Annotated in this window: 16 protein-coding genes and 2 pseudogenes; 12 read left to right on the top strand and 6 right to left on the bottom strand. The window is 72.9% G+C overall.

Annotation, left to right across the window (positions count from 1 at the left end):
- Window positions 1-3: 3 nt before the first annotated feature.
- The 3 genes from ABZ564_RS09675 (at window position 4) to ABZ564_RS09665 (ending at window position 5290) form a co-directional block, all read left to right on the top strand.
- The gene (locus ABZ564_RS09675) at window positions 4-2388 is read left to right on the top strand and encodes a molybdopterin cofactor-binding domain-containing protein (protein ID WP_360852302.1); all 2385 of its coding nucleotides are present in this window, start codon (window positions 4-6) and stop codon (window positions 2386-2388) included.
- A 264-nt stretch (window positions 2389-2652) separates the two neighbouring features.
- Window positions 2653-4110 (top strand): NCS2 family permease, encoded by a 1458-nt coding sequence (locus tag ABZ564_RS09670; protein ID WP_360852299.1) that lies wholly within the window; start codon window positions 2653-2655, stop codon window positions 4108-4110.
- A gap of 28 nt (window positions 4111-4138) precedes the next feature.
- Window positions 4139-5290 carry an XdhC/CoxI family protein gene (locus tag ABZ564_RS09665; protein ID WP_360852296.1) on the top strand — a complete coding sequence of 384 codons (1152 nt, stop codon included), beginning with the start codon at window positions 4139-4141 and terminating at the stop codon, window positions 5288-5290.
- A gap of 199 nt (window positions 5291-5489) precedes the next feature.
- On the opposite strand, the gene ABZ564_RS09660 is transcribed toward ABZ564_RS09665, so the two are convergent.
- Window positions 5490-6530 (bottom strand): hypothetical protein, encoded by a 1041-nt coding sequence (locus ABZ564_RS09660; RefSeq protein ID WP_360852293.1) that lies wholly within the window; start codon window positions 6528-6530, stop codon window positions 5490-5492.
- Between the two features lie 113 nt (window positions 6531-6643).
- Here ABZ564_RS09660 and ABZ564_RS09655 point away from each other — a divergent pair, with 113 nt between their 5' ends.
- On the top strand, window positions 6644-7210 hold the full coding sequence (locus ABZ564_RS09655; RefSeq protein ID WP_360852290.1) for a dihydrofolate reductase family protein: 567 nt from the start codon (window positions 6644-6646) through the stop codon (window positions 7208-7210).
- A gap of 65 nt (window positions 7211-7275) precedes the next feature.
- On the opposite strand, the gene ABZ564_RS09650 is transcribed toward ABZ564_RS09655, so the two are convergent.
- Window positions 7276-8817: a peptidoglycan-binding protein gene (locus ABZ564_RS09650; protein ID WP_360852287.1), complete on the bottom strand. Its 1542-nt coding sequence runs from the start codon at window positions 8815-8817 to the stop codon at window positions 7276-7278.
- Between the two features lie 348 nt (window positions 8818-9165).
- On the opposite strand from ABZ564_RS09650, the gene ABZ564_RS09645 reads away from it, so the two are divergent.
- Genes ABZ564_RS09645 through ABZ564_RS09635 form a run of 3 tightly spaced genes read left to right on the top strand, consistent with a single transcriptional unit; the run spans window position 9166 to window position 11577 of the window.
- Window positions 9166-9399, top strand: coding sequence for a phosphopantetheine-binding protein (locus ABZ564_RS09645; RefSeq protein WP_360852284.1), 234 nt, complete (start codon window positions 9166-9168; stop codon window positions 9397-9399).
- Window positions 9396-10640, top strand: a complete 1245-nt coding sequence (locus ABZ564_RS09640; protein ID WP_360852281.1) for a beta-ketoacyl-[acyl-carrier-protein] synthase family protein — start codon at window positions 9396-9398, stop codon at window positions 10638-10640. Before ABZ564_RS09645 ends, ABZ564_RS09640 begins: the two co-directional genes overlap by 4 nt.
- Window positions 10641-10656: 16 nt before the next feature.
- Window positions 10657-11577 (top strand): alpha/beta hydrolase, encoded by a 921-nt coding sequence (locus ABZ564_RS09635; protein ID WP_360852278.1) that lies wholly within the window; start codon window positions 10657-10659, stop codon window positions 11575-11577.
- A gap of 21 nt (window positions 11578-11598) precedes the next feature.
- Here ABZ564_RS09635 and ABZ564_RS09630 read toward each other — a convergent pair whose 3' ends face one another.
- The gene (locus ABZ564_RS09630; RefSeq protein WP_360852275.1) at window positions 11599-14025 is read right to left on the bottom strand and encodes an endonuclease/exonuclease/phosphatase family protein; all 2427 of its coding nucleotides are present in this window, start codon (window positions 14023-14025) and stop codon (window positions 11599-11601) included.
- A gap of 357 nt (window positions 14026-14382) precedes the next feature.
- Window positions 14383-14496 (bottom strand): annotated as a pseudogene (locus ABZ564_RS09625) (transposase); the annotation flags it as partial.
- Between the two features lie 111 nt (window positions 14497-14607).
- On the opposite strand from ABZ564_RS09625, the gene ABZ564_RS09620 reads away from it, so the two are divergent.
- On the top strand, window positions 14608-15789 hold the full coding sequence (locus tag ABZ564_RS09620) for a transposase (protein ID WP_360852272.1): 1182 nt from the start codon (window positions 14608-14610) through the stop codon (window positions 15787-15789).
- 40 nt (window positions 15790-15829) lie between these two features.
- Window positions 15830-16072, top strand: a pseudogene (locus tag ABZ564_RS09615) (LLM class flavin-dependent oxidoreductase); the annotation flags it as partial.
- A 49-nt stretch (window positions 16073-16121) separates the two neighbouring features.
- Here the strand turns inward: ABZ564_RS09615 and ABZ564_RS09610 are convergent.
- Together ABZ564_RS09610 and ABZ564_RS09605 are read right to left on the bottom strand one after the other, a co-directional pair.
- Window positions 16122-16487: a nuclear transport factor 2 family protein gene (locus tag ABZ564_RS09610; protein WP_360852269.1), complete on the bottom strand. Its 366-nt coding sequence runs from the start codon at window positions 16485-16487 to the stop codon at window positions 16122-16124.
- Between the two features lie 145 nt (window positions 16488-16632).
- Window positions 16633-17094 (bottom strand): DUF5709 domain-containing protein, encoded by a 462-nt coding sequence (locus ABZ564_RS09605; RefSeq protein WP_360852267.1) that lies wholly within the window; start codon window positions 17092-17094, stop codon window positions 16633-16635.
- Window positions 17095-17265: 171 nt separating this feature from the next.
- Here ABZ564_RS09605 and ABZ564_RS09600 point away from each other — a divergent pair, with 171 nt between their 5' ends.
- The 3 genes from ABZ564_RS09600 to ABZ564_RS09590 all read left to right on the top strand — a co-directional run bounded on the left by ABZ564_RS09600 (window position 17266) and on the right by ABZ564_RS09590 (window position 19646).
- The gene (locus ABZ564_RS09600; protein WP_360852264.1) at window positions 17266-17496 is read left to right on the top strand and encodes a DUF6296 family protein; all 231 of its coding nucleotides are present in this window, start codon (window positions 17266-17268) and stop codon (window positions 17494-17496) included.
- Window positions 17497-17739: 243 nt separating this feature from the next.
- On the top strand, window positions 17740-18324 hold the full coding sequence (locus ABZ564_RS09595) for a TerD family protein (RefSeq protein ID WP_360852260.1): 585 nt from the start codon (window positions 17740-17742) through the stop codon (window positions 18322-18324).
- Between the two features lie 176 nt (window positions 18325-18500).
- Window positions 18501-19646: a winged helix DNA-binding domain-containing protein gene (locus ABZ564_RS09590; RefSeq protein WP_360852257.1), complete on the top strand. Its 1146-nt coding sequence runs from the start codon at window positions 18501-18503 to the stop codon at window positions 19644-19646.
- Window positions 19647-19649: the final 3 nt, after the last annotated feature.

The raw sequence follows: 19649 nt of genomic DNA, 5'->3' as shown, positions 1-19649 counted from the left end.
ACGATGCGCGTCACCGGTTCCCCCACCAGCATCAACCAGGGCAGCCGCACCAAGGGCGGCGTCGGCGAGTCCACGCTGCGCCCCGACGGCATCCTGAAGGTCACCGGCGAGTTCGCGTACTCCTCGGACATGTGGCACGAGGACATGCTCTGGGGCCACACCCTGCGCTCCACCGTCGCGCACGCCGAGATCGTCTCCATCGACGTCTCCGAGGCGCTGGCCACCTCCGGCGTCTACGCGGTGCTCACCTACGACGACCTGCCGGCCGCGATGAAGAACTACGGCCTGGAGATCCAGGACACCCCCGTCCTCGCCCACGGCCGGGTCCGCCACCACGGCGAGCCCGTCGCGCTCGTCGCCGCCGACCACCCGGAGACGGCCCGCCGCGCCGCCGCGAAGATCCGGATCGACTACCGCGAGCTGCCCGTCGTCACCGACGAGGCGTCCGCCACCGCCCCCGGCGCCCCCCTCGTCCACGAGAACCGCGACGACCACCACATCGGCCACGTCCCGCACCCCAACATCGTCCACCGCCAGCCGATCGTCCGCGGCGACGTGGCGGCGGCCGAGGCCCGGGCCGACGTGATCGTCAAGGGCGACTACTACTTCGGCATGCAGGACCAGGCGTTCCTCGGCCCCGAGTCCGGCCTGGCCGTACCCGCCGAGGACGGCGGCGTCGACCTGTACGTGGCCACCCAGTGGCTCCACTCCGACCTGCGCCAGATCGCGCCCGTGCTCGGCCTGCCCGAGGACAAGGTCCGCATGACGCTCTCCGGCGTCGGCGGCGCCTTCGGCGGGCGCGAGGACCTGTCGATGCAGATCCACGCCTGCCTGCTCGCGCTGCGCACCAACAAGCCCGTGAAGATCGTCTACAACCGGTTCGAGTCCTTCTTCGGGCACGTCCACCGCCACCCCGCCCGGCTCCACTACGAGCACGGCGCCACCCGCGACGGCAAGCTCACGCACATGAAGTGCCGCATCGTCCTCGACGGCGGCGCCTACGCCTCCGCCTCCCCGGCCGTCGTCGGCAACGCCTCCTCGCTCTCCGTCGGCCCGTACGTCATCGACCACGTCGACATCGAGGCGCTCGCCCTCTACACCAACAACCCCCCGTGCGGCGCCATGCGCGGCTTCGGCGCCGTCCAGGCGTGCTTCGCCTACGAGGCCCAGATGGACAAGCTCGCCGCCGAACTGGACATGGACCCCGTCGAGTTCCGGCAGCTCAACGCCATGGAACAGGGCACCCTGCTGCCCACCGGACAGCAGGTCGACTCGCCCGCCCCGGTCGCCGAACTGCTGCGCCGCGTCAAGGCCATGCCGATGCCGCCCGAGCGCCAGTGGGAGAGCGCCGGCGAGCACCCCGACGTACGGGCCCTGCCCGGCGGCCTGTCCAACACCACCCACGGCGAGGGCGTCGTCCGCGGCGTCGGCTACGCGGTCGGCCTGAAGAACGTCGGCTTCTCCGAGGGCTTCGACGACTACTCCACCGCCCGGGTCCGCATGGAGGTCATCGGCGGCGAACCCGTCGCGACCGTGCACACCGCCATGGCCGAGGTCGGACAGGGCGGCGTCACCGTGCACGCCCAGATCGCCCGTACCGAACTCGGCGTCGCCCAGGTCACCATCCACCCCGCCGACACCAGGGTCGGCTCCGCCGGATCGACCTCCGCCTCCCGCCAGACGTACGTCACCGGCGGCGCGGTCAAGAACTCCTGCGAGGCCGTCCGCGAACGGGTCCTGGAGATGGGCCGCCGCAAGTTCGGCACCTACCACCCCGCCTGGGCCACCGCCGAACTCCTCCTGGAGGGAGGCAAGGTCGTCACCGACGGCGGCGAGGCGCTGGCCGACATCGCGGACGTCCTGGAGGACGAGGCCGTCGACATCGAGCTGGAGTGGCGCCACCGGCCCACCGAGCCCTTCGACCTGCGCACCGGACAGGGCAACGGCCACGTCCAGTACTCCTTCGCCGCACACCGCGCGGTCGTCGAGGTCGACACCGAACTCGGCCTGGTCAAGGTCGTCGAACTGGCCTGCGCCCAGGACGTCGGCAAGGCGCTCAACCCGCTGTCGGTCGTCGGCCAGATCCAGGGCGGCACCATCCAGGGGATGGGCATCGCCGTCATGGAGGAGATCGTCGTCGACCCGGTGACCGCGAAGGTGCGCAACCCCTCCTTCACGGACTACCTCCTCCCCACCATCCTCGACACGCCGACCCTCCCGGTCGACGTGCTCGAACTCGCCGACGACCACGCCCCGTACGGGCTGCGCGGCGTCGGCGAGGCCCCGACCCTGTCGTCCACCCCGGCCGTCCTCGCGGCGATCCGGAACGCGACGGGTCTGGAGCTCAACCGGACGCCCGTGCGGCCCGAACACCTCACCGGCGTCTGACCGGGGCTCCGCCCCAGCCCTCCGGGCGGTGCGCGCCACCGGTGAACGTCACACGTCCCGGCCCGCACCGCCCGGAGACCCAGGGTCCCGCCCCGCTCGCGGGCCCGCTCCCGCACGGGAACAGCACCACCCGCTCCGTTCCCTCCTGCATGAACAGTTCGTCTCGGGCCGTCCCCCGGGTCGTGCCGCCAGCGCAGTCATCCCAAATCCCGCATTTCGATTCCTCATCGCGGGTGCCCCTGTGAACCTTGGGAGTCAGGCATCATGACCCAGCAGTCAGTGCGGCCGAAGACCGGTGCAAAGGACGCGGACCCCGGCTCGCGCGTCCCCGCCGGCAGATCGTGGCCCGACCGGTACTTCCACATATCCGACCGCGGTTCGACCGTGGCCCGGGAAGTGCGCGGCGGCGTCACGACCTTCATGGCCATGGCGTACATCCTTCTGCTCAACCCGCTGATCCTCGGCGGCAAGGACGTCGACGGCAACCTGCTCAGCCAGCCGGCGCTGATCACCGCCACCGCGCTCGCGGCGGCGGTGACCACCCTGCTCATGGGGTTCGTCGGCAAGGTCCCGCTCGCGCTCGCCGCGGGCCTCAGCGTCTCCGGCGTCCTGTCCTCGCAGGTCGCCCCCGAAATGACCTGGCCGCAGGCCATGGGCATGTGCGTGATGTACGGCCTGGTGATCTGCCTCCTGGTGGTCACCGGTCTGCGCGAGCTGATCATGAACGCGATCCCGCTCCCGCTGAAGCACGGCATCACGATGGGCATCGGCCTGTTCATCGCCCTGATCGGGCTCTACAAGGCCGGCTTCGTCGGCAAGGGCGCCGCGACCCCGGTGACCCTCGGCCCGGCCGGTGAACTCGCCGGCTGGCCCGTTCTCGTCTTCGCGGTCACCCTGCTGCTGATCTTCATGCTCCAGGCCCGCGACATCCCCGGCGCGATCCTCATCGGCATCGTCGTCGGCACCGTGGTCGCCGTCGTGATCAACGAGGTCGCCGACGTCGACCCGAAGACCTGGAGCAGCGGCCCGCCGGAGCTGGGGGGCTCCGCGGTCTCCTCGCCGGACTTCTCGCTCTTCGGTGACGTCTCGTTCGTCGGCTGGGGCGACGTCGGCGCGATGACCGTCGGCTTCATCGTCTTCACCCTGGTGCTCGCCGGTTTCTTCGACGCGATGGCCACCATCATCGGCGTCGGTACGGAGGCAGGGCTCGCCGACGACAAGGGCCGGATGCCCGGTCTGTCCAAGGCGCTGTTCATCGACGGCGCGGGCGGGGCGATCGGCGGTGTCGCCGGCGGTTCCGGGCAGACGGTCTTCGTGGAGTCCGCGACCGGCGTCGGCGAGGGGGCCAGGACCGGCCTCGCCTCCGTCGTCACCGGCCTGTTCTTCGCCGCCTGCCTCTTCTTCACCCCGCTCACCGCGATCGTGCCCGCCGAAGTGGCGTCCGCCGCCCTCGTCGTCATCGGCGCCATGATGATGCAGAACGCCCGGCACGTGGACTGGGGCGACCGCTCCGTGGCCATCCCGGTGTTCCTGACGGTGGTCCTGATGCCGTTCACGTACACCATCACCACCGGTGTGGCGGCGGGCGTCATCTCCTACGTCGCCATCAAGGCCGCCCAGGGCCGCGCCCGCGAGGTCGGCGCCTTCATGTGGGGTCTGACGGCGGTCTTCCTCGTCTACTTCGCCCTGCACCCCATCGAGAGCTGGCTCGGCGTCAGCTGACCCGCCCCCATCCGCCAAGGAGACCGAGATGCTGGACCTCGCCGAAGAGCTCGACCGCTGGGCCGGGCAGGGACGCGATTTCGCCGTGGCCACCGTCGTCGCCGTCAGCGGCAGCGCCCCCCGCCCGCCGGGGGCCGCGCTGGCCGTCGACCGGGACGGCACGGCGATCGGCTCGGTCTCCGGCGGGTGCGTGGAGGGCGCGGTGTACGAGCTGTGCCGACAGGCGCTCGACGACGGCCTCACCCGCCTCGAACGCTTCGGCTACAGCGACGAGGACGCCTTCGCGGTCGGCCTGACCTGCGGCGGCGCCATCGACATCCTGGTGACCCCGGTCCGTGCGGACGACCCCGCCCGGCCGGTGTTCGCCGTCGCCCTCGCCGCCGCCGCGCGGGGCGAGGCGGCGGCCGTCGCCCGCATCACCGAGGGCCCCGCCGAGCTCCTCGGCCGCCCCCTGCTCGTACGCCCCGACGGCGGCTACGAGGGCGGGCTCGGCGGACACCCCGAGCTGGACCGCACCGCCGTCGCCGAGACCCGGGCCCTGCTGGACCAGGGCCGCACCGGCCCCCTCACCATCGGCGCCGACGGCTCGCGCTGCGGACGGCCCCTCACGCTGCTCGTCGAGTCCAGCGTCCCGCCTCCCCGGATGATCGTGTTCGGGGCCATCGACTTCGCCGCGGCCCTGGTCCGGGCCGGCAAGTTCCTCGGCTACCACGTCACGGTGTGCGACGCGCGGCCCGTCTTCGCGACGAGGGCCCGCTTCCCGGACGCGGACGAGCTGGTCGTGGACTGGCCGCACCGCTATCTGGCCGGGACCACGGTGGACGCCCGCACGGTCCTGTGCGTCCTCACACACGACGCCAGGTTCGACGTGCCCCTGCTGGAGGCGGCGCTCAGGCTGCCCGTCGCGTACGTCGGCGCGATGGGCTCGCGCCGCACCCACCTCCAGCGCAACGAACGGCTGCGCGAGGCCGGGCTCACCGAGCTGGAGCTGGCCCGCCTGCACTCGCCGATCGGCCTCGACCTCGGAGCCCGTACGCCCGAGGAGACGGCCCTGTCGATCGCCGCCGAGATCGTCGCCGTCCGGCGCGGCGGCAGCGGCGCCCCGCTGACCGGCGCGCACACCCCGATCCACCCCCCGGGAGGGCTGCCCCCGGCCGGGCACATCGGCTCCGTGGCCTGACACGACCCCCGCCCGGAGCCCTCGGGCGCCCGGCCGCCCCGGCACACGCGCGCCGGCCACGGACCGTCCCACGAAGGCCGGTCCACCGGCGGACCGGGCGCGCCCCGGAGGAGACCGAGAACCGCCGGCCGCGCGGCGACATGGTGCGCACCGCATCGGCGTGGTCGTCCGTCCCGGGCGTCAACGGCCTGGAGGGCCCCTAGCCGACGATCCCCGGGTTGGCCGCCAGGATCTCCTCCGTGACCGTCCACAGCCGGGGCACGAAGCGCAGCACCTCGTCGCGCCGGGCGAGCAGGTCCTCGGTGCGGGTGATGCCGGTGAGGTCGGCGACCGCCTCCCGGAACGCCGGCAGCCTGGCGGTGTGCAGTGCGGGCGCGTCCACGGCTAGGACCGTGTGGCAGCGTGCGAAGGTCGCGAGGACCCAGAACACCGCCTCCCGGTGGTCGCCCCGGTCGGTCAGGTCCCGGCTGCCGTCGACGGCAAGGGGCCGCGCCCGCTCGGTGAGGTCGCTGCTGAAGAAGAACGGCGTGCGCGCGACGGGGACCGTGGCGTCGAACGTCCGCGTCAGCTCGGCCAGATGGTGCCGCACCAGCGGCGCGGGGACCTCCGCGCAGCCCAGGAGCGCCAGCAGCTCCGGATACAGCGCCTCCTGCCCGTACGCGGTGAGCGCGTCCCGTACGGCGGGGTAGCGCAGCCGGACCGTCGGGTTGCGCAGGGCGGCCACCAGCGGGACGTGGGTGGTGACCCCGGTGGGGAACAGCCACGCCATCACCCGGGTGGCGAAGGGCTGTTCGGTGTCCAGGGCGGCGAGCCGGCTCTCGACGCGGTGGCGGGCGTCCAGGCACCGCCGGCGCACGTGCTCCCGCCGGGCGAAGCGCGGTGCGACGTACGCGTGCAGCGCGCTCAGCCGCCCCGTGGGGTCGTCGATGACGGTGTCGCGGCGGAAGCCGCCCGCCAGGTGGTACGCGCCCAGCACCGCTTCCGGGTCGGCCAGCGCGGACCACGGCTCGTAGGTGATCTCCAGGAGAGCGCCCTCGTGGAGCAGCTTGCCGGGTTTGGCCGGCGCCTCGACCCCCTCCGTCACCACGACCACGTCCACGTCCGAGGAGACCGGCAGCTCCGCGTCGTCCGGCCGCCCGACCGTGGACCCGCTGAAGTGGGCCCCCAGGTAGTCCGGCGCGGGGCGGGCGTGCGCGGCCACCCAGTGCGCGGCCGCGGCACGGGCCTCTCCGACTCTCATGCCCGACACCTACGCGCCGGTCCGGCTCGGCGTCAAGCGCGGGCGGCACGCCGCCCGGTAACGTCGGCGGCGTTTCCCCGCCCCGTCCCCGCCCACGCCCGGTGAGGTGCGCCATGAGCAAGATCGTCTACTGGATGTCGATGTCCCTCGACGGCTTCATCGAGGGCCCCCACCGGAACATCGACTGGCATGTCGTCGATGACGAACTGCACCGCTACTTCAACGACCAACTGGCCGGAATGGGCGCCATGCTGGACGGCCGCGTCACCCATCAGCTGATGGCCGGCTTCTGGCCCACCGCCGACCAGGACCCGGCCGACGCCGGCCCGACGGCCGAGTTCGCCCCCCTCTGGCGCGACACCCCGAAGTACGTCTACTCGCGGACGCTGGAGCACGCCGACTGGAACACCACGATCGTCCGCGACGTCGTCCCCGAGGAGGTCAGGGCCCTCAAGGAGCGGACCGACGGCGACCTGGCGCTCGGCGGGGCGGACCTCGCCGCGTCCTTCGCCGCGCTCGACCTCATCGACGAGTACCGCGTCTACGTCCAGCCGGTCCTCATCGGCCGGGGCAAGCCGATGTTCCCGACGGAGGAGACCCGGACCGCCCTGCGCCTCCTCGGGACCCGGGCCTTCGGCAACGGGGTCGTGGAACTGCGGTACGAGCCCGCCGGGCGGTGACGCCCCGGGACCGGCCCGGAGCGCCACCGGTCCGTCAGCGGCCCGCCTGGAGCGCCACCGGTCCGTCAGCGGCCCGCCTGGAGCGCCGCCCAGGTGGCGGTCCCCACGATCCCGTCGGCCGTCAGCTCCCGGCTCGTCTGGTAGGAGCGCACCGCGCTCGCGGTCGCAGGGCCGAAGCCGCCGTCCGCGTCCACCGTGGAGCCGAGCGCCGCCGTCAGCGCGCGCTGGAGCCGCTTCACGTCCTCGCCCGTCGCGCCCTCGGCGAGCACCGGCGTCGTCCCGGCCGACAGCAGCGCCGTCCACGTCCTGGCCCCCACGACCCCGTCGGCGTCGAGGCCGTGCGCCGCCTGGAAGGACGTCACCGCGCCCGCCGTGGCCGGCCCGAAGCTGCCGTCCGCCGCGCCCGCCGCGTAGCCCTGCTCGTTCAGCAGCCTCTGGAGGGCCGTGACCTGAGGGCCCGTCGAGCCGCTGCGCTGGGTCGTGTACGTGGTGAAGCTCAGCCCGTCCCGCGTCCCGCCGCCCGTCCCGGTGCCGGTCACCAGCTCCATGTAGCGGTTCCAGTCCCAGTACGGGCCCGGGTCCGTGTGGTCGTTGCCCGGGGCCTCGCTGTGTCCGATGATGTGCGCCCGGTCCTTCGGGATGCCGTACCTGTCGCACAGGGAGGCGGTCAGGGCGGCCGACGAACGGTACATCGCGTCCGTGAACCAGGTCGGGTCGTCGATGAAGCCCTCGTGCTCGATGCCCAGCGACGAGGCGTTGGCGCTGCGCGCGTGGTACGCGGTGTCGGCGTCGCGCACCATCTGGGTGATCCGGCCGTCAGAGGAGCGCACCACGTAGTGCGCGCTCACCTCGGACACCGGGTCCTGGAACCAGCTGATCGAGCCGGCGTACGAGCCCTGCGTGACGTGGACGACGATCTTGTCGATCTTCGCGGTACGGCCGTCGGCGTAGTTGTTCGGGTCGGCCGGGACCCAGAGCGCGGCCGGGTAGTCGGTGCTCGGGACGCCCGCGTCCGCGGCGGTGAGCCCCTCCTTGCGCGGGGAGACCGGCCGGCCGGTCACCGTGATCCGCTCGCCGTCCGGGGTGAGCGCGTCGAGGCCGTCCGCCAGGAAGGTGTAGACCGTGTCGGCGTAGAGGGCGGCGGCCGGCCCCTTTGTACCGCTGTAGCGGGCGACGGCCGGGTACCAGGCGTCGAGGTCGTCGCGGTCCCGTGCGTCGAGGCCGAGCTTGTCCGCGTAACCGCGCAGCACCGCCGCGCCGCCCAGGATGTTGGCGGCGGTGTCGGAGCGCAGGGCGGCGAGCGGTTCGCCGGTGAGGGCGGCGGCCCGTTCCAGGGTGTGGTGGGCGGGGTTGTCGACCAGGTGCATCACGCCGTAGCCACCCGCCTGGCTGGGGTGTCCCTCGTGGCCGTCGAGACGGGTCTCGCCGTACCCGACGGCGGCGAGCAGATCACGCGGTACGTCGAACTCCTCGGCGGCCCGTTCGAACGCCCGCCCCGTCGGGTGCCCGGTGTCCGCCGCGGCGAGGGCGAGGTTGCCGGTCGCGGCCAGGACGGTGGCGGTGAGAGTCGCCAGGAGGGTGGTGCGGGCGGCGGCGCGTGGGGGCATACCTGCTCCTGCTCTGTGGGGAGGGGAACGGCCCCGGGCCCCGGAGGAGAGGAACGGGACGGCTGCGAAGCCTGCTCACGATAGAGAGCCATCAGAGGTATGACAATCATGCCGCGCACGTGTCGAATCGCCTTTCACCCCGACGGAGTTGGCGACCGGCGAGCAGACATGCGCCCCCCGGATTCGTACACCTGGACAGCATCCCACCGCACGGGGGAACGCGGGCCGGAGCCGTCGCCGGCAGGGCGTATAACAGAGAACTCCGGACCGGCCGGCGTCCCCGATGGCACTCACATCTCACGCGGCAAGGCGTCACCGCGTACGACAGCGGAGAAGTGCCCGATGAGCATGAGCACGGCAGACCAGATCAGCACCTTGCTGACGGCGAACTTCGGAACCGACCCCGGGGCGATCCGCCCCGATGTGCCGCTCAGGCAGCTCCGCCTGGACTCCCTGGCGCTGGAGGAGTTGCGGCTCCTCATCGAGGACCGGCTCGACGTCGACCTCGACGACGTCCAGCTCACCTCCCGCGACACCGTCGGCCACCTGGTCGACGTCGTGCACCGCAAGGCCGCCGCGTGACGGCCCCCTACCGCCTGCCGCCGTTCGCCGCCGCCGTCACCGGCATCGGCCTGGTCACCTCCGCGGGCGTCGGCGCCGACGCCACCTGGCGCGCGCTGAACGACCCCGCGACCGCGCCCTGCGTACCGCACCGGCCCGAACTGGCCGGTCTGCCCTGCGACTTCATGTACAGCGTCACCGACCTCGACACCCGGGCCGTGCTCGGCGTCGCCGCCCACCGGCTGATGGACCGCTTCTCGCACCTCGCCGTCATCGCCGCCCGCGAAGCCGTCGCCGACGCGGGCCTCGACCCCGCCGTCTGGGACAGCGGCCGGGTCGCCGTCGTCATCGGCTCCGCCCACGGCGGCCTGCCCTTCTACGACGAACAGCACACCGCCCTCACCGAACGCGGCGCCCGCCGCGTCTCGCCCAAGCTCGCCCCCCTCGCCGTCGTCAACGGCGCAGCCAGCAGCGTCGCCACCGACCTCGGCGCACGCGGCCCCAGCCAGGCCGTCTCCACCGCCTGCTCGTCCGGCACCGTCGCCATCGGCACCGCCCACCAGATGCTGCGCACCGGCGCCTGCGACATCGTCGTCGCCGGCGGCGCCGAATCGGTCTGCTCCCGGCTCCTGATCGCCAGCGCCTGCCGGCTGAAGGCCGTCTCCACCCGCCGCCACGACCCGCAGGCCGCCTGCCGCCCCTTCGACACCCACCGCGACGGCTTCGTCGTCGGCGAGGGCGCCGGACTCCTCGTCATGGAACGCCCCGAGCACGCCCGCGCCCGGGGCGCCGCCGTCCGCGCCCACATCGCCGGCTACGGCGCCTCCAGCGACGCCTACTCCACCGTCGCCCCCGACCCCGAAGGACTCGGCATCGAACGGGCCCTGCGCACCGCCCTCGCGGACGCCGGCGCCGACGCCGCCGACATCGGCCACGTCAACGCGCACGGCACCTCCACCGTCGCCAACGACCTGATCGAGACGGTCATGCTCCGCCGGGTCCTGGGCGAGCACCCCCTCGTCACCTCCACCAAGGCGATGACCGGCCACACCCTCGGCGCCGCCGGCGGCATCGAGACCGCGCTCACCGTCCTCGCCCTCCAGCACCAGCTGGTACCGCCCACCGCCAACCTCGACGCCCCCGACCCGGACATCCCGGTCGACGTGGTGAGCAAGGAGGCCAGGCCCGCGGCGTTCGACGCGGCCGTCAAGACCTCGCTCGGCTTCGGGGGCCACAACGCCGCCCTCGTCCTCACCAGGTGACCGGGGCTCAAGGACCATGACCGAAGAGATCATCCGGACCCTCACCGTCGACGGACTGCGCTACCGCTACCGGGTCCTGCCGCAGCACGCGCCCCGCACCGAACCGGTCGTCGTCCTCGGCGGCGCGCTCCAGGGCCTCCACGGCTGGCCCCAGATGGACGACCACCTCGGCCCGCACGCGTCCGTCGTCACCCTCGACCTGCCCGGTATGGGCGGCGCCGACCCGCTGCCGCCCGGAACCCGGGACGACCTCCTGTGCGCCGCCGTCACCGGCGTCATGGACGACCTGGGCGCCGACCGGGTCAACCTGTTCGGCTTCTCCTACGGCACGTCCATCGCCTTCGGCTGCGCCCGGAGCGACCCCGGCCGGATCGCCCGCCTGGTCCTCGGCGGCGTACCGTCGCACATCAGCGAAGCCCAGCGCGAGGGATGGGGCCGGGCCGTCGGGCGGCTGGAGGCCGGGGACGCGGAAGGACTGGCCCGGCTGGCCGCCGAGGTGCTGATGTGCCTGGACCCGGAGCGCCCCGTCCACCGCCGGGACCTCGCCCTGCGCTATGTGCGCCGCTCCTTCGTGTACGCCCTCACCCACTCGCCGCACGCGGAGCGGTCGCTGCGCCGGTCGCTGGACCACCGCCCGGACTTCTCCGGCGGGCTGAGCGGGGTGCCCGCGCTCGTCTTCGCGGGCGAGCACGACACCGTGACCTCGCCGGAGCGGCAGCGCGCCTTCGCGGCGACGATCGAGGGCAGCCGCTTCCTGACCATCGGTGAGGCGGACCACTGGGTCGTCCTGGAACGCCCCGACGACGTCGCGGACCTGGTGGCCCGCTTCCTCACCGACCGGCCGCTGGAGTCCGCCCCCGCGCTGCTGCCGCTCGCCGCGCTGCCGCGCCCGCGTGCGGGGGCCGCGGGTGCCGCCCTGCCGCGGTCGGGCGGCTGAACCGCCCGACCGCGTGCCGGGTCAGTGGTGGCTGTGGCCGTGGTCCGGGGCGTTGACCTCGATCCGCACGATCTGCGGGTCGTGGTCACTCGCCTGGTCCGCGAACTCCGCGTTGATGTGCACCACGTCGTAGTCGAAGCGGCGCACCGCCGGGCTGGTCAGGATGTGGTCGAGGGTCTGCGAGTTGCCCTCGTACACATAGCTGTACTGCTCGTCCCGAGGCAGCGTGGTGATCAGCGGCTTGAGGACCTTGCCGTCGGTCAGCGCGCCCACGGTGGGCGAGAACGCGAAGTCGTTGAGGTCGCCGAGGACCACGACCCGCGCCGACCTGTCCGCCGCGAGCAGCGACTTGACGAAGGTGTTGACCTCCTCCGCCTGCCGCACGCGCTTGGTCTCCGAGCCGCGCACCGGTTCCTGGTAGCGCCCGTGCAGGGGCTGGTCGCCGCCCTTGGACGCGAAGTGGTTGCCGACGACGAAGACGGACTTCCCGTGGAAGCGGAACTCGCCGACGAGCGGCTTGCGGCTGTCGTCCCAGGCGTCACTGGCGGGGGAGATCCGGCCGGGCGACACCGACAGGGCGACACCCTTCCTCGTCCTCACGGCCGCGACCGGGGTCGTGGCGTCACCGCCCGGCCGGTCCACGAAGTCGACCCGCTCGGGGTTGAAGAGGAACACGTTGCGGATGTTGCCGCCGGGCTCGCCGCCGTCCTTCCCGTCCTGCGGGGTGACATACCGCCAGGAGTAGCGGGGGCCGCCCGCCGCGACGATCGCGTCCGTGAACCGCGTCAGCGTCGCCTCGGAGCCGACCGTGCCGTCGCCGACCGCGCCGTTGTCGTCCTGGATCTCCTCCAGGGACACGATGTCGGGCGAGGAGAGGTTGACCGCGACGCCCTCGGCCAGGGTGTCGAACTTCGCCTGGTCGTCGAGCGCGTCGAGGTTCTCCACGTTGTACGTGGCGACCGCGAGCTCCCTGCCCTTCTGCTCGCGCGTGACCTCGCGCCGCAGGTGGTGGTCGGTGATCTCGCCGAGCGCGGTGGCCTGGAGGTTGTAGCCGCCGTACGAGTCGTAGTCCAGGACGCCCGAGGTGGGGCCGGCGAGCACGTCGCCCACGTTCGCGGTGGGCACGGGCGCGGCCGGGTCCAGCGACATGACCTTGATCCGGCCGGCGTTCGGGTCGTCGTACGAGGCGTAGAGCGTGCCGCCGCGCCGGGTCGGGTTCTGCTGCGGATCGACCGTCACCCAGACCTCGTGGTACGCGGTCGTCGCACCCGTCACCCGGGTGTCGGCGATCTCGACCCGGGTGCCCTCCAGGGACTCGTACAGGTCCAGCGCGTACGCCGACGGCTCCAGGGGCAGCGCGTCGATCGAGCCGCCCCCGGCCGAGGGCACGTACGCCGGCGGCACCGCCTTCGCGTCCAGCACCACCGGCGGGGGCAGCGCGTTGCCGGACGAGAGGACCGTGACCCTCGGCGCGGTGATCTCGGTGACCGACTGGGTGGTGGACGAGGGGTAGTACTCGTCCACGGTGCCGCTGACCAGCACCGAGTCGCCCGCCTTCACGGCCGGTGCGGTGGAGCCGGTGTACACGAACACGCCCTCGCCGGTGCGCGGGTCGGCGTCCGGGGCGGTGTCCTGGACCCAGAAGCCGCGCGAACCCGAGGTGCGCACCGCCGTGACGACGCCGGGCACCCCGGTGACCGCCTTGCCGTCCAGCGGGGAGACCCGGGTGGTGCCCTGGAGGTCGTGGATCCGCACGGTGCCGGGCTCGGTGGGGTTCCCCGGGTCGCCCGGATCCTCGCCGCCGCCCGAGGTCTCACCGGCCGCGTTGACCGGGGAGGGGGCCGCGGCGGTGAGGTCCGCGGCGTTGTCGTCGGTGTCCGCGAGCGAGGCCCCGCGCGCCACGGAGGCGGTGGCCGAGGCGCCCTTCGCCGGTCCGCCGCCCTCCCGGACGACGGCGGTGCCGTAGCCGACCAGGTCCACGATCCGGGTGTCGGCGGCGCAGTCCGCGGCCGTCTTGCAGGTCAGCGGGGTCGTCCCGGAGACCAGGGCGACGGTGCCGCTCGTGGCGGACATGGCCACGCTGCCGGTCGCGTCGGGCGCCGGGAGGGGGACCGTGCCGCCGGCGCCCGCCGCCTGCGCGACGAGATAGCGGCCGCCGGGCGCCACGGAGCCGGTCAGCGCGGACACCTGCCACAGCGAGCCCGCCGACGGGGCGCCGGGCAGGTACTGGACGCTGAGCCCGTCGAGGTCGTACGCGGCGGAGCCGGCGTTGGCCAGCTCGACGAAGTCCCGGGTGAGCGTCGCACCGGAGTTCCCGCCGCCCCCGTACACCTCGGAGATCACGGCGGTCGCGGACGGGGCGGCGAAGGCGGCCGGCAGCGCGGTCGCCGAGAGCGTCACGGCTACCGCGCCGGCCAGCAGGGCGGAACGGGTGGTGGATATGCGCACGGAGAAGGCCCCTCGGAGTGTGGTGAGGGAGCACAAGCTATGCGCGTAGAATGGGTCATGACAAGGCATCAGAGGTGAATTCCGGAAAACGTTCGGTGACGCACGGAGCTGTCCAGGATGCGGCGATCGTTTGACCGGGTCGAGCCGGTCCGGCTACGTTGCGCGGCATGCAGCGATCCGCACACCTGACGACGCGGGGTCACATCGACCTCAAGCGGGTGTGCTCCGCCGTGTGTCACCGCGCCTGAGGCACCGCGCCCGCGCCGCCCTCTCCCGCTCCCCGAGGACCCGCGCCCCGGCCCCGTGCCGCGCCGACACCGCGCCCATCGCCGCCCCGAGGCCGGGAAGACACAGGTATCGGGAGGAGACTCCTTTGAGGGGGCCGACCAGTTTGGACAGCTGGACCTTCGGTGGGTAGTGCACCAGGAGGTGGATGTGGTCGTCTTCGCCGTTGAACCCGCGCAGCTCTGCCTCGAAGGACCGGACATTTCACTCGTGCGAGTGAGGCGAGTCGGTTCCCATCGGGCTGCATTTTGCTGACGACGGTACGTTGGTTTGCGGAGGCCGAAGGGGGTGGGCTGGTTGATTCGTGCGTACAAGTTTCTTCTGCGGCCCACGGTGGGGCAGGCGATCGCGCTCGGAGAGATGCTGCGTGATCACTGCTCGCTCTACAACGGTGCGTTGCAGGAACGCCGTGACGCCTACCGCCACCCTTCGAAGACGAGCATCAACTACGGGATGCAGTCCGGGCAGCTCAAGGACATCCGGGCCTTCGACCCCGAGCGGCAGGGCCGGTGGTGGTTCAGCTCGCAGCAGGCGACGCTCCGCCGGATCAAGGCCGGAGACAAGCCCGGATACCCGCGCTTTCGCGGGGTGAACTGGTTCGACACGGTGGACTTCCCCCGGGACGGGGACGGCTGCCGCTGGGACTCCACCCCGCACACCCCGGTCACCCGGGTCCGTCTCCAGGGGGTCGGGCACGTCAGGGTCAACCAGCACCGCCCCGTGCTGGGCGCGGTCAGGACCGTCAGCGTGAAACGCGAGGGCCGTAAATGGTTCGTTGTGCTCACCACGGACCAGGCCCTGCCCGAACCGCTGCCCGCGACCGGCTCCCACGTTGGGATCGACCTCGGGATCGCCTCGTTCCTCACCGACTCCAACGGCACCCACATCCCCAACCCGCGCCACGCCAGCAAGGCCGCCTGCAAGCTGCAGGCCGCGCAGCGGGCACTGTCCCGGTTCCCGCGGTGCAGGGTCAAGGACCGTACCCGTAACCATCAGCGGGCGGTGGAGAAGGTCGCGGCCCTGCACGGCAAGGTGCGGCGACAGCGGCTCGACCACGCACATAAGACCGCACTTGCCCTGGTCCGTGAGCACGACTTCATCGCGCACGAAGACCTCAAGATCCGCAACATGAGCAAGGCCCCCGCACCGAAACCCGACCCCGATGCACCGGGCGTGTTTTTGCCCAACGGGGCAGCGGCCAAGGCCGGGTTGAACCGTTCGATCGCTGATGCCGGTTGGGGGGTGTTCCTGACGATCCTGAACGCAAAGGCTGAGAGTGCCGGGCGGGAAGTGATGGCCGTGGACCCCCGCAACACCTCCCGCACGTGTCCCGCATGCGGACACACCGCCAAGGAGAACCGGCCCACACAGGAGAAGTTCCACTGCGTCGACTGCGGCCACCAGGCACACGCCGACGAGGTCGGGGCACGCAACGTTCTACGGGCCGGGCTGGTCCGTCGCCACGCCGACACGGCATAGCGAGAAGTCCTGCCCTTCAGGGCAGGGAGGAGTCACCGGGCACTGGCACGACAGCGGGGCCGCCGACGGCTTCAACATCATGCCCGCCGTGCTCCCGTCCGGCCTGGAGCTCTTCGTGGACCGGGTCGTGCCGATCCTCCAGGAGCGCGGGCTGTTCCGCACCGAGTACACCGCCCGCACCCTGCGCGGGCACTACGGGCTGCCGCGCCCCGCCAACCGCCTCTTCGACGCCCCGGCGCGCGGGACCGGCGGCTACGGCATCGGGCCGGCGCACACCGGCTGACGGGGCCGGTACGGGGACGGGCGGCGGCGCTCGTCCCCGTACCGGCCCCTCACACGGCGGGCACCCGGTCCAGGAAGCCGCTGACCGAGGCGATCCGGCCGTCCTCGGCGAGCGCGGCCACGTCGAAGCCGGCGACGGGCGCCGAGCCGTCGGGAGTGACCAGCTCCCAGCCGAAGCGGACCGGCGTGTGGTGCCCGTCCACCGCACCGAGGAGGCGGAAGGCGAAGCCGGGGAACTGCCGCCGCGCCCCGGTGATGACGGCCGCCGGCTGCTCGCGGCCCCGGACGTCTGCCAGCGGGTCGGTGTACGTGGCGTCGCCGGTGAACGCCGCGGCGACGGCCTTCTCCAGCTCCTGCGGGCCGGCCGCGTTCCAGGCGGCGAAGCAGCGCTGCACGGCGTCGTCGTACGAGGTCATCGCGGGTCCCTCCGGTAGGGCTCCGGCCGTGGGCCGGGAGCGCTGTGCTCGTGAGGAACACGATGTCCGAGGGCGCGCGGGGCGTCGATCACCCGCCGGGTAAGGCGGAAGGGCGGGGGCGGGGGCCGTCTGCGTCCGGGCCCGTTCACGCCAGGTCCTGGACGTCCGCGATGACGTGCACCGCGGCCTCCTCGGCGGAGGCCGCCGCACCGTCGATGCCGACGTCCTCGCCCGCCGTGCTGTCCGGCTCGTCGATGTCCAGGTCCCGGGTGAGCCGCCCGGCGCGTACGGTGCCGACCTCGCCGTCCCACGGCTCCCCGTCCCCGTCGACGACATCGCCCACCCCGTCCCCGGACGGGGCGCCGTCCTCCGGCACCTCGCGCGCCAGCCGGCTCTCCAGGGTCTCGCCCCGGCGCTGCTCGGCCGCGGTGGTGCCCAGGTCGTCCACCGCGTAGGGGCGCTCGGGCGGCGAGTAGCCCCGGTCCAGGACGTCTCCGACGTCCGGGTCGTCGAGGGTGTCCTCCGTATCGAGCTGCTCGATCGGGTCGGAGGCCTGCGACTGCTGCTGGGGCTGGTAGACGTCGTCGCCCTGGTCGGTTCCATCCATGGCGCTTCCCTTCCCGCGGCGGGGCTCTCCTTCAGGATAGGCAGCCGCTGCCCGGCCCCGCAGGGCGCGCACGCGCGGCCTGCGTCCGGGACGGGTGTGCGCGACCATGGACAGTGCAGGCCGGGCACGCCCCGAGGAACCGGCCCGGAGAGGTCGTCTGGAGAGCCCGTCATGGATTACCCGGAGAGCTACCAGCTCGTGTTCCAGTCGTCGGCCGTCGAGGACGACACCGTCACCGTCCACCGGACGGCACAGAGCGGAGCGGGCGGACACCCCGTCTACGAGGACGAGACGGGCATCGTCCGTGCCGAGATCAGCGACCACGAGGAGGTGCGGATGCTCGCCACCGGTGGCCACCAGCGCCTGGGCACGCCGTTGGCGGTGCGCGAGGAAGCCGCCTGAGAGGGCGCTGACAACCGACGCCCGCCGGGGCGCGGACGGCTCGATCCCGAGCGTCCGCGCCCCGGCCTGGCATGCGCGGGCCCTGCTCCTACCACGGGGTACGTATACGTACATCGGGCCGAGGCAGGACAATCCGGTCCCGCACGTCAAACGCTTGGTCGAAATTTTGCCCCTGATGAGGGGTTGCGGGAGGACACCAGGCAGACTCACCCTGTAGGAATCTCGCCACGAAGAGGATCACGCATGATCACGTTGAAGAAGGAAGACGGCCCGGCGGACCTGGACGGGGTGACCCACCTCTCCATCGGCGTCTCCTGGGACCCCACCGTCGGCAGCAGTGGCGGGCTGATGGGGAAGCTCCGGCAGAAGAAGGGCACCGACCTCGACCTGATCGCCATCGCGATGCAGGGCGCGGACCCGGTGCGGCTGGCCGGCCTGGACTCCCTGGACCCGCTGGGCAACGGCTCGCTGGTGCACAGCGGTGACAACCAGAGCGGGCGCGGCGAGGGCGACGACGAGACGGTGACCGTCGACTTCGCCAAGGTGCCGGCGAACGTCACGGCGGTCGTCTTCGTCGCCGCCGCGTACAAGAAGGGCAGCTCCTTCCAGAGCGCCCGCAACGTCAGCATCAAGGTGTACGACGCCACGGGCGGCAGCAGCCAGCAGGTCGCCGACATCTGGCCGAGCCTGCTCAGCAGCGACAACGGCTGCGCCGTCGCGAAGGCCATGCGGGTCGGCGCCGGCTGGAAGCTCCAGGTGATCAACGAGACCGGCAAGATCAAGCAGGGCGACGAGCACGCCCTGATGCGCTTCGCGATCAGCAAGTAGTACGGCCTGCCGCCGGCCCCGGTCCGCGCGCGCCCGGTCGGTCGACCCGGTGCGCGGGCCGGGGCCATCAGGTCTCCGCCCGCCTCGCCGAGCCGGACCGGGCCTCCTCCACCAGCGCGGCGGTGAGTACGCCGAACAGGACGGAATCCGGCCTGCTGGCCGCGTAGCGTGCCGTCATGGCCGTGAAGAAGAAGACCTCCGCCGGTGCCCCGCCCGCCCCCGTCCTCTCGCCGAGGGCCCTCGGCCGGGCGACGCTGGAGCGCCAGCTCCTGCTGCGCCGGACCGCGATGAGCGCGAAGGACACCGTCGCCCACCTCGTCGGCCTCCAGGCCCAGAACACCAAGCCGCCGTACTACCAGCTCCTGGCCCGGCTCCAGGGGTTTTGGCCGGCCGAACTGGCCGCGCTGATGGAGTCCCGCGAGGTCGTCCGCCTCCCGACCCTCCGCTCCACGATCCACACCCACACCGCCGACGACGCCCTGCACCTGCGCCTCCTGGTGCAGCCGGCCCTCGACCGGGAACTCGCCTCCTTCCGCAAACGGCTCCCCGGCGTGGACCTGGACCGCCTGCGCGAACTGACCCGGGCACACGTCGAGGAGGCGCCGCGCACCCCGAAGCAGATCCGCGAGCGGCTGCTCACCGAATGGCCCGACGCGGACCCGCTCGCCCTGACCCTCGCCGCCCGCTGCGTGCTGCCGCTGGTCCAGGTCACCCCGCGCGGGGTCTGGGGCCGCAGCGGCGCCGTCACACTGACCACCGCCGAGCACTGGCTCGGCCGCGCGGCCGAAGCGGCACCCGACCTCGAAGCCACCGTGCTGCGCTACCTCGGCGCGTTCGGCCCGGCATCGGTGAAGGACATGCAGACCTGGGCAGGGCTGACCCGGCTGAGGGAGGTCTTCGAGCGGCTACGGCCCCGGCTCGTCACCTTCCGCGACGAGCACGGCGCCGAACTCTTCGACCTGCCCGACGCCCCGCGCCCCGCCGAGGACACCCCCGCCCCGCCCCGCTTCCTGCCCGAGTTCGACAACGTCCTGCTCGGCCACGCCGACCGCACCCGGGTCATCCCCCCGCACCTCAAGGGGCTCAACGGGGTGGGCAACCAGACCTACGGCAGCGTGCTGGTGGACGGCTTCCTCGCGGCGGTCTGGCGGCTGGAGACCCCGCGCGAGGCCCCGGCCCTCGTCACCGTGCAGGAACTGCGCCCGCTCACCGCCGCCGAGCGCGACGCGCTCACGGACGAGGCGGTGGACCTGCTCGCGGCGATGACCACGGCGCCCGGCCACGACGTCCGGTTCGCCCCGTTCGTGGACCTGGGCCGCTGAACG

The organism is Streptomyces sp. NPDC019224, assembly GCF_040632605.1.
GTDB lineage: Bacteria > Actinomycetota > Actinomycetes > Streptomycetales > Streptomycetaceae > Streptomyces.
The sequence above is the reverse complement of the archived record's forward strand: the minus strand, read 5'-3'. Positions and strand labels throughout refer to the sequence as shown.

Coding starts and splice junctions, on each gene's coding strand:
- ABZ564_RS09635 (WP_360852278.1), top strand. CDS start 10,657: ATGACCGAAGAGATCATCCGGACCCTCACCGTCGACGGACTGCGCTAC.
- ABZ564_RS09670 (WP_360852299.1), top strand. CDS start 2,653: ATGACCCAGCAGTCAGTGCGGCCGAAGACCGGTGCAAAGGACGCGGAC.
- ABZ564_RS09660 (WP_360852293.1), bottom strand. CDS start 6,530: ATGAGAGTCGGAGAGGCCCGTGCCGCGGCCGCGCACTGGGTGGCCGCG.
- ABZ564_RS09595 (WP_360852260.1), top strand. CDS start 17,740: ATGATCACGTTGAAGAAGGAAGACGGCCCGGCGGACCTGGACGGGGTG.
- ABZ564_RS09590 (WP_360852257.1), top strand. CDS start 18,501: ATGGCCGTGAAGAAGAAGACCTCCGCCGGTGCCCCGCCCGCCCCCGTC.
- ABZ564_RS09645 (WP_360852284.1), top strand. CDS start 9,166: ATGAGCACGGCAGACCAGATCAGCACCTTGCTGACGGCGAACTTCGGA.
- ABZ564_RS09600 (WP_360852264.1), top strand. CDS start 17,266: ATGGATTACCCGGAGAGCTACCAGCTCGTGTTCCAGTCGTCGGCCGTC.
- ABZ564_RS09605 (WP_360852267.1), bottom strand. CDS start 17,094: ATGGATGGAACCGACCAGGGCGACGACGTCTACCAGCCCCAGCAGCAG.
- ABZ564_RS09675 (WP_360852302.1), top strand. CDS start 4: ATGCGCGTCACCGGTTCCCCCACCAGCATCAACCAGGGCAGCCGCACC.
- ABZ564_RS09650 (WP_360852287.1), bottom strand. CDS start 8,817: ATGCCCCCACGCGCCGCCGCCCGCACCACCCTCCTGGCGACTCTCACC.
- ABZ564_RS09655 (WP_360852290.1), top strand. CDS start 6,644: ATGAGCAAGATCGTCTACTGGATGTCGATGTCCCTCGACGGCTTCATC.
- ABZ564_RS09610 (WP_360852269.1), bottom strand. CDS start 16,487: ATGACCTCGTACGACGACGCCGTGCAGCGCTGCTTCGCCGCCTGGAAC.
- ABZ564_RS09665 (WP_360852296.1), top strand. CDS start 4,139: ATGCTGGACCTCGCCGAAGAGCTCGACCGCTGGGCCGGGCAGGGACGC.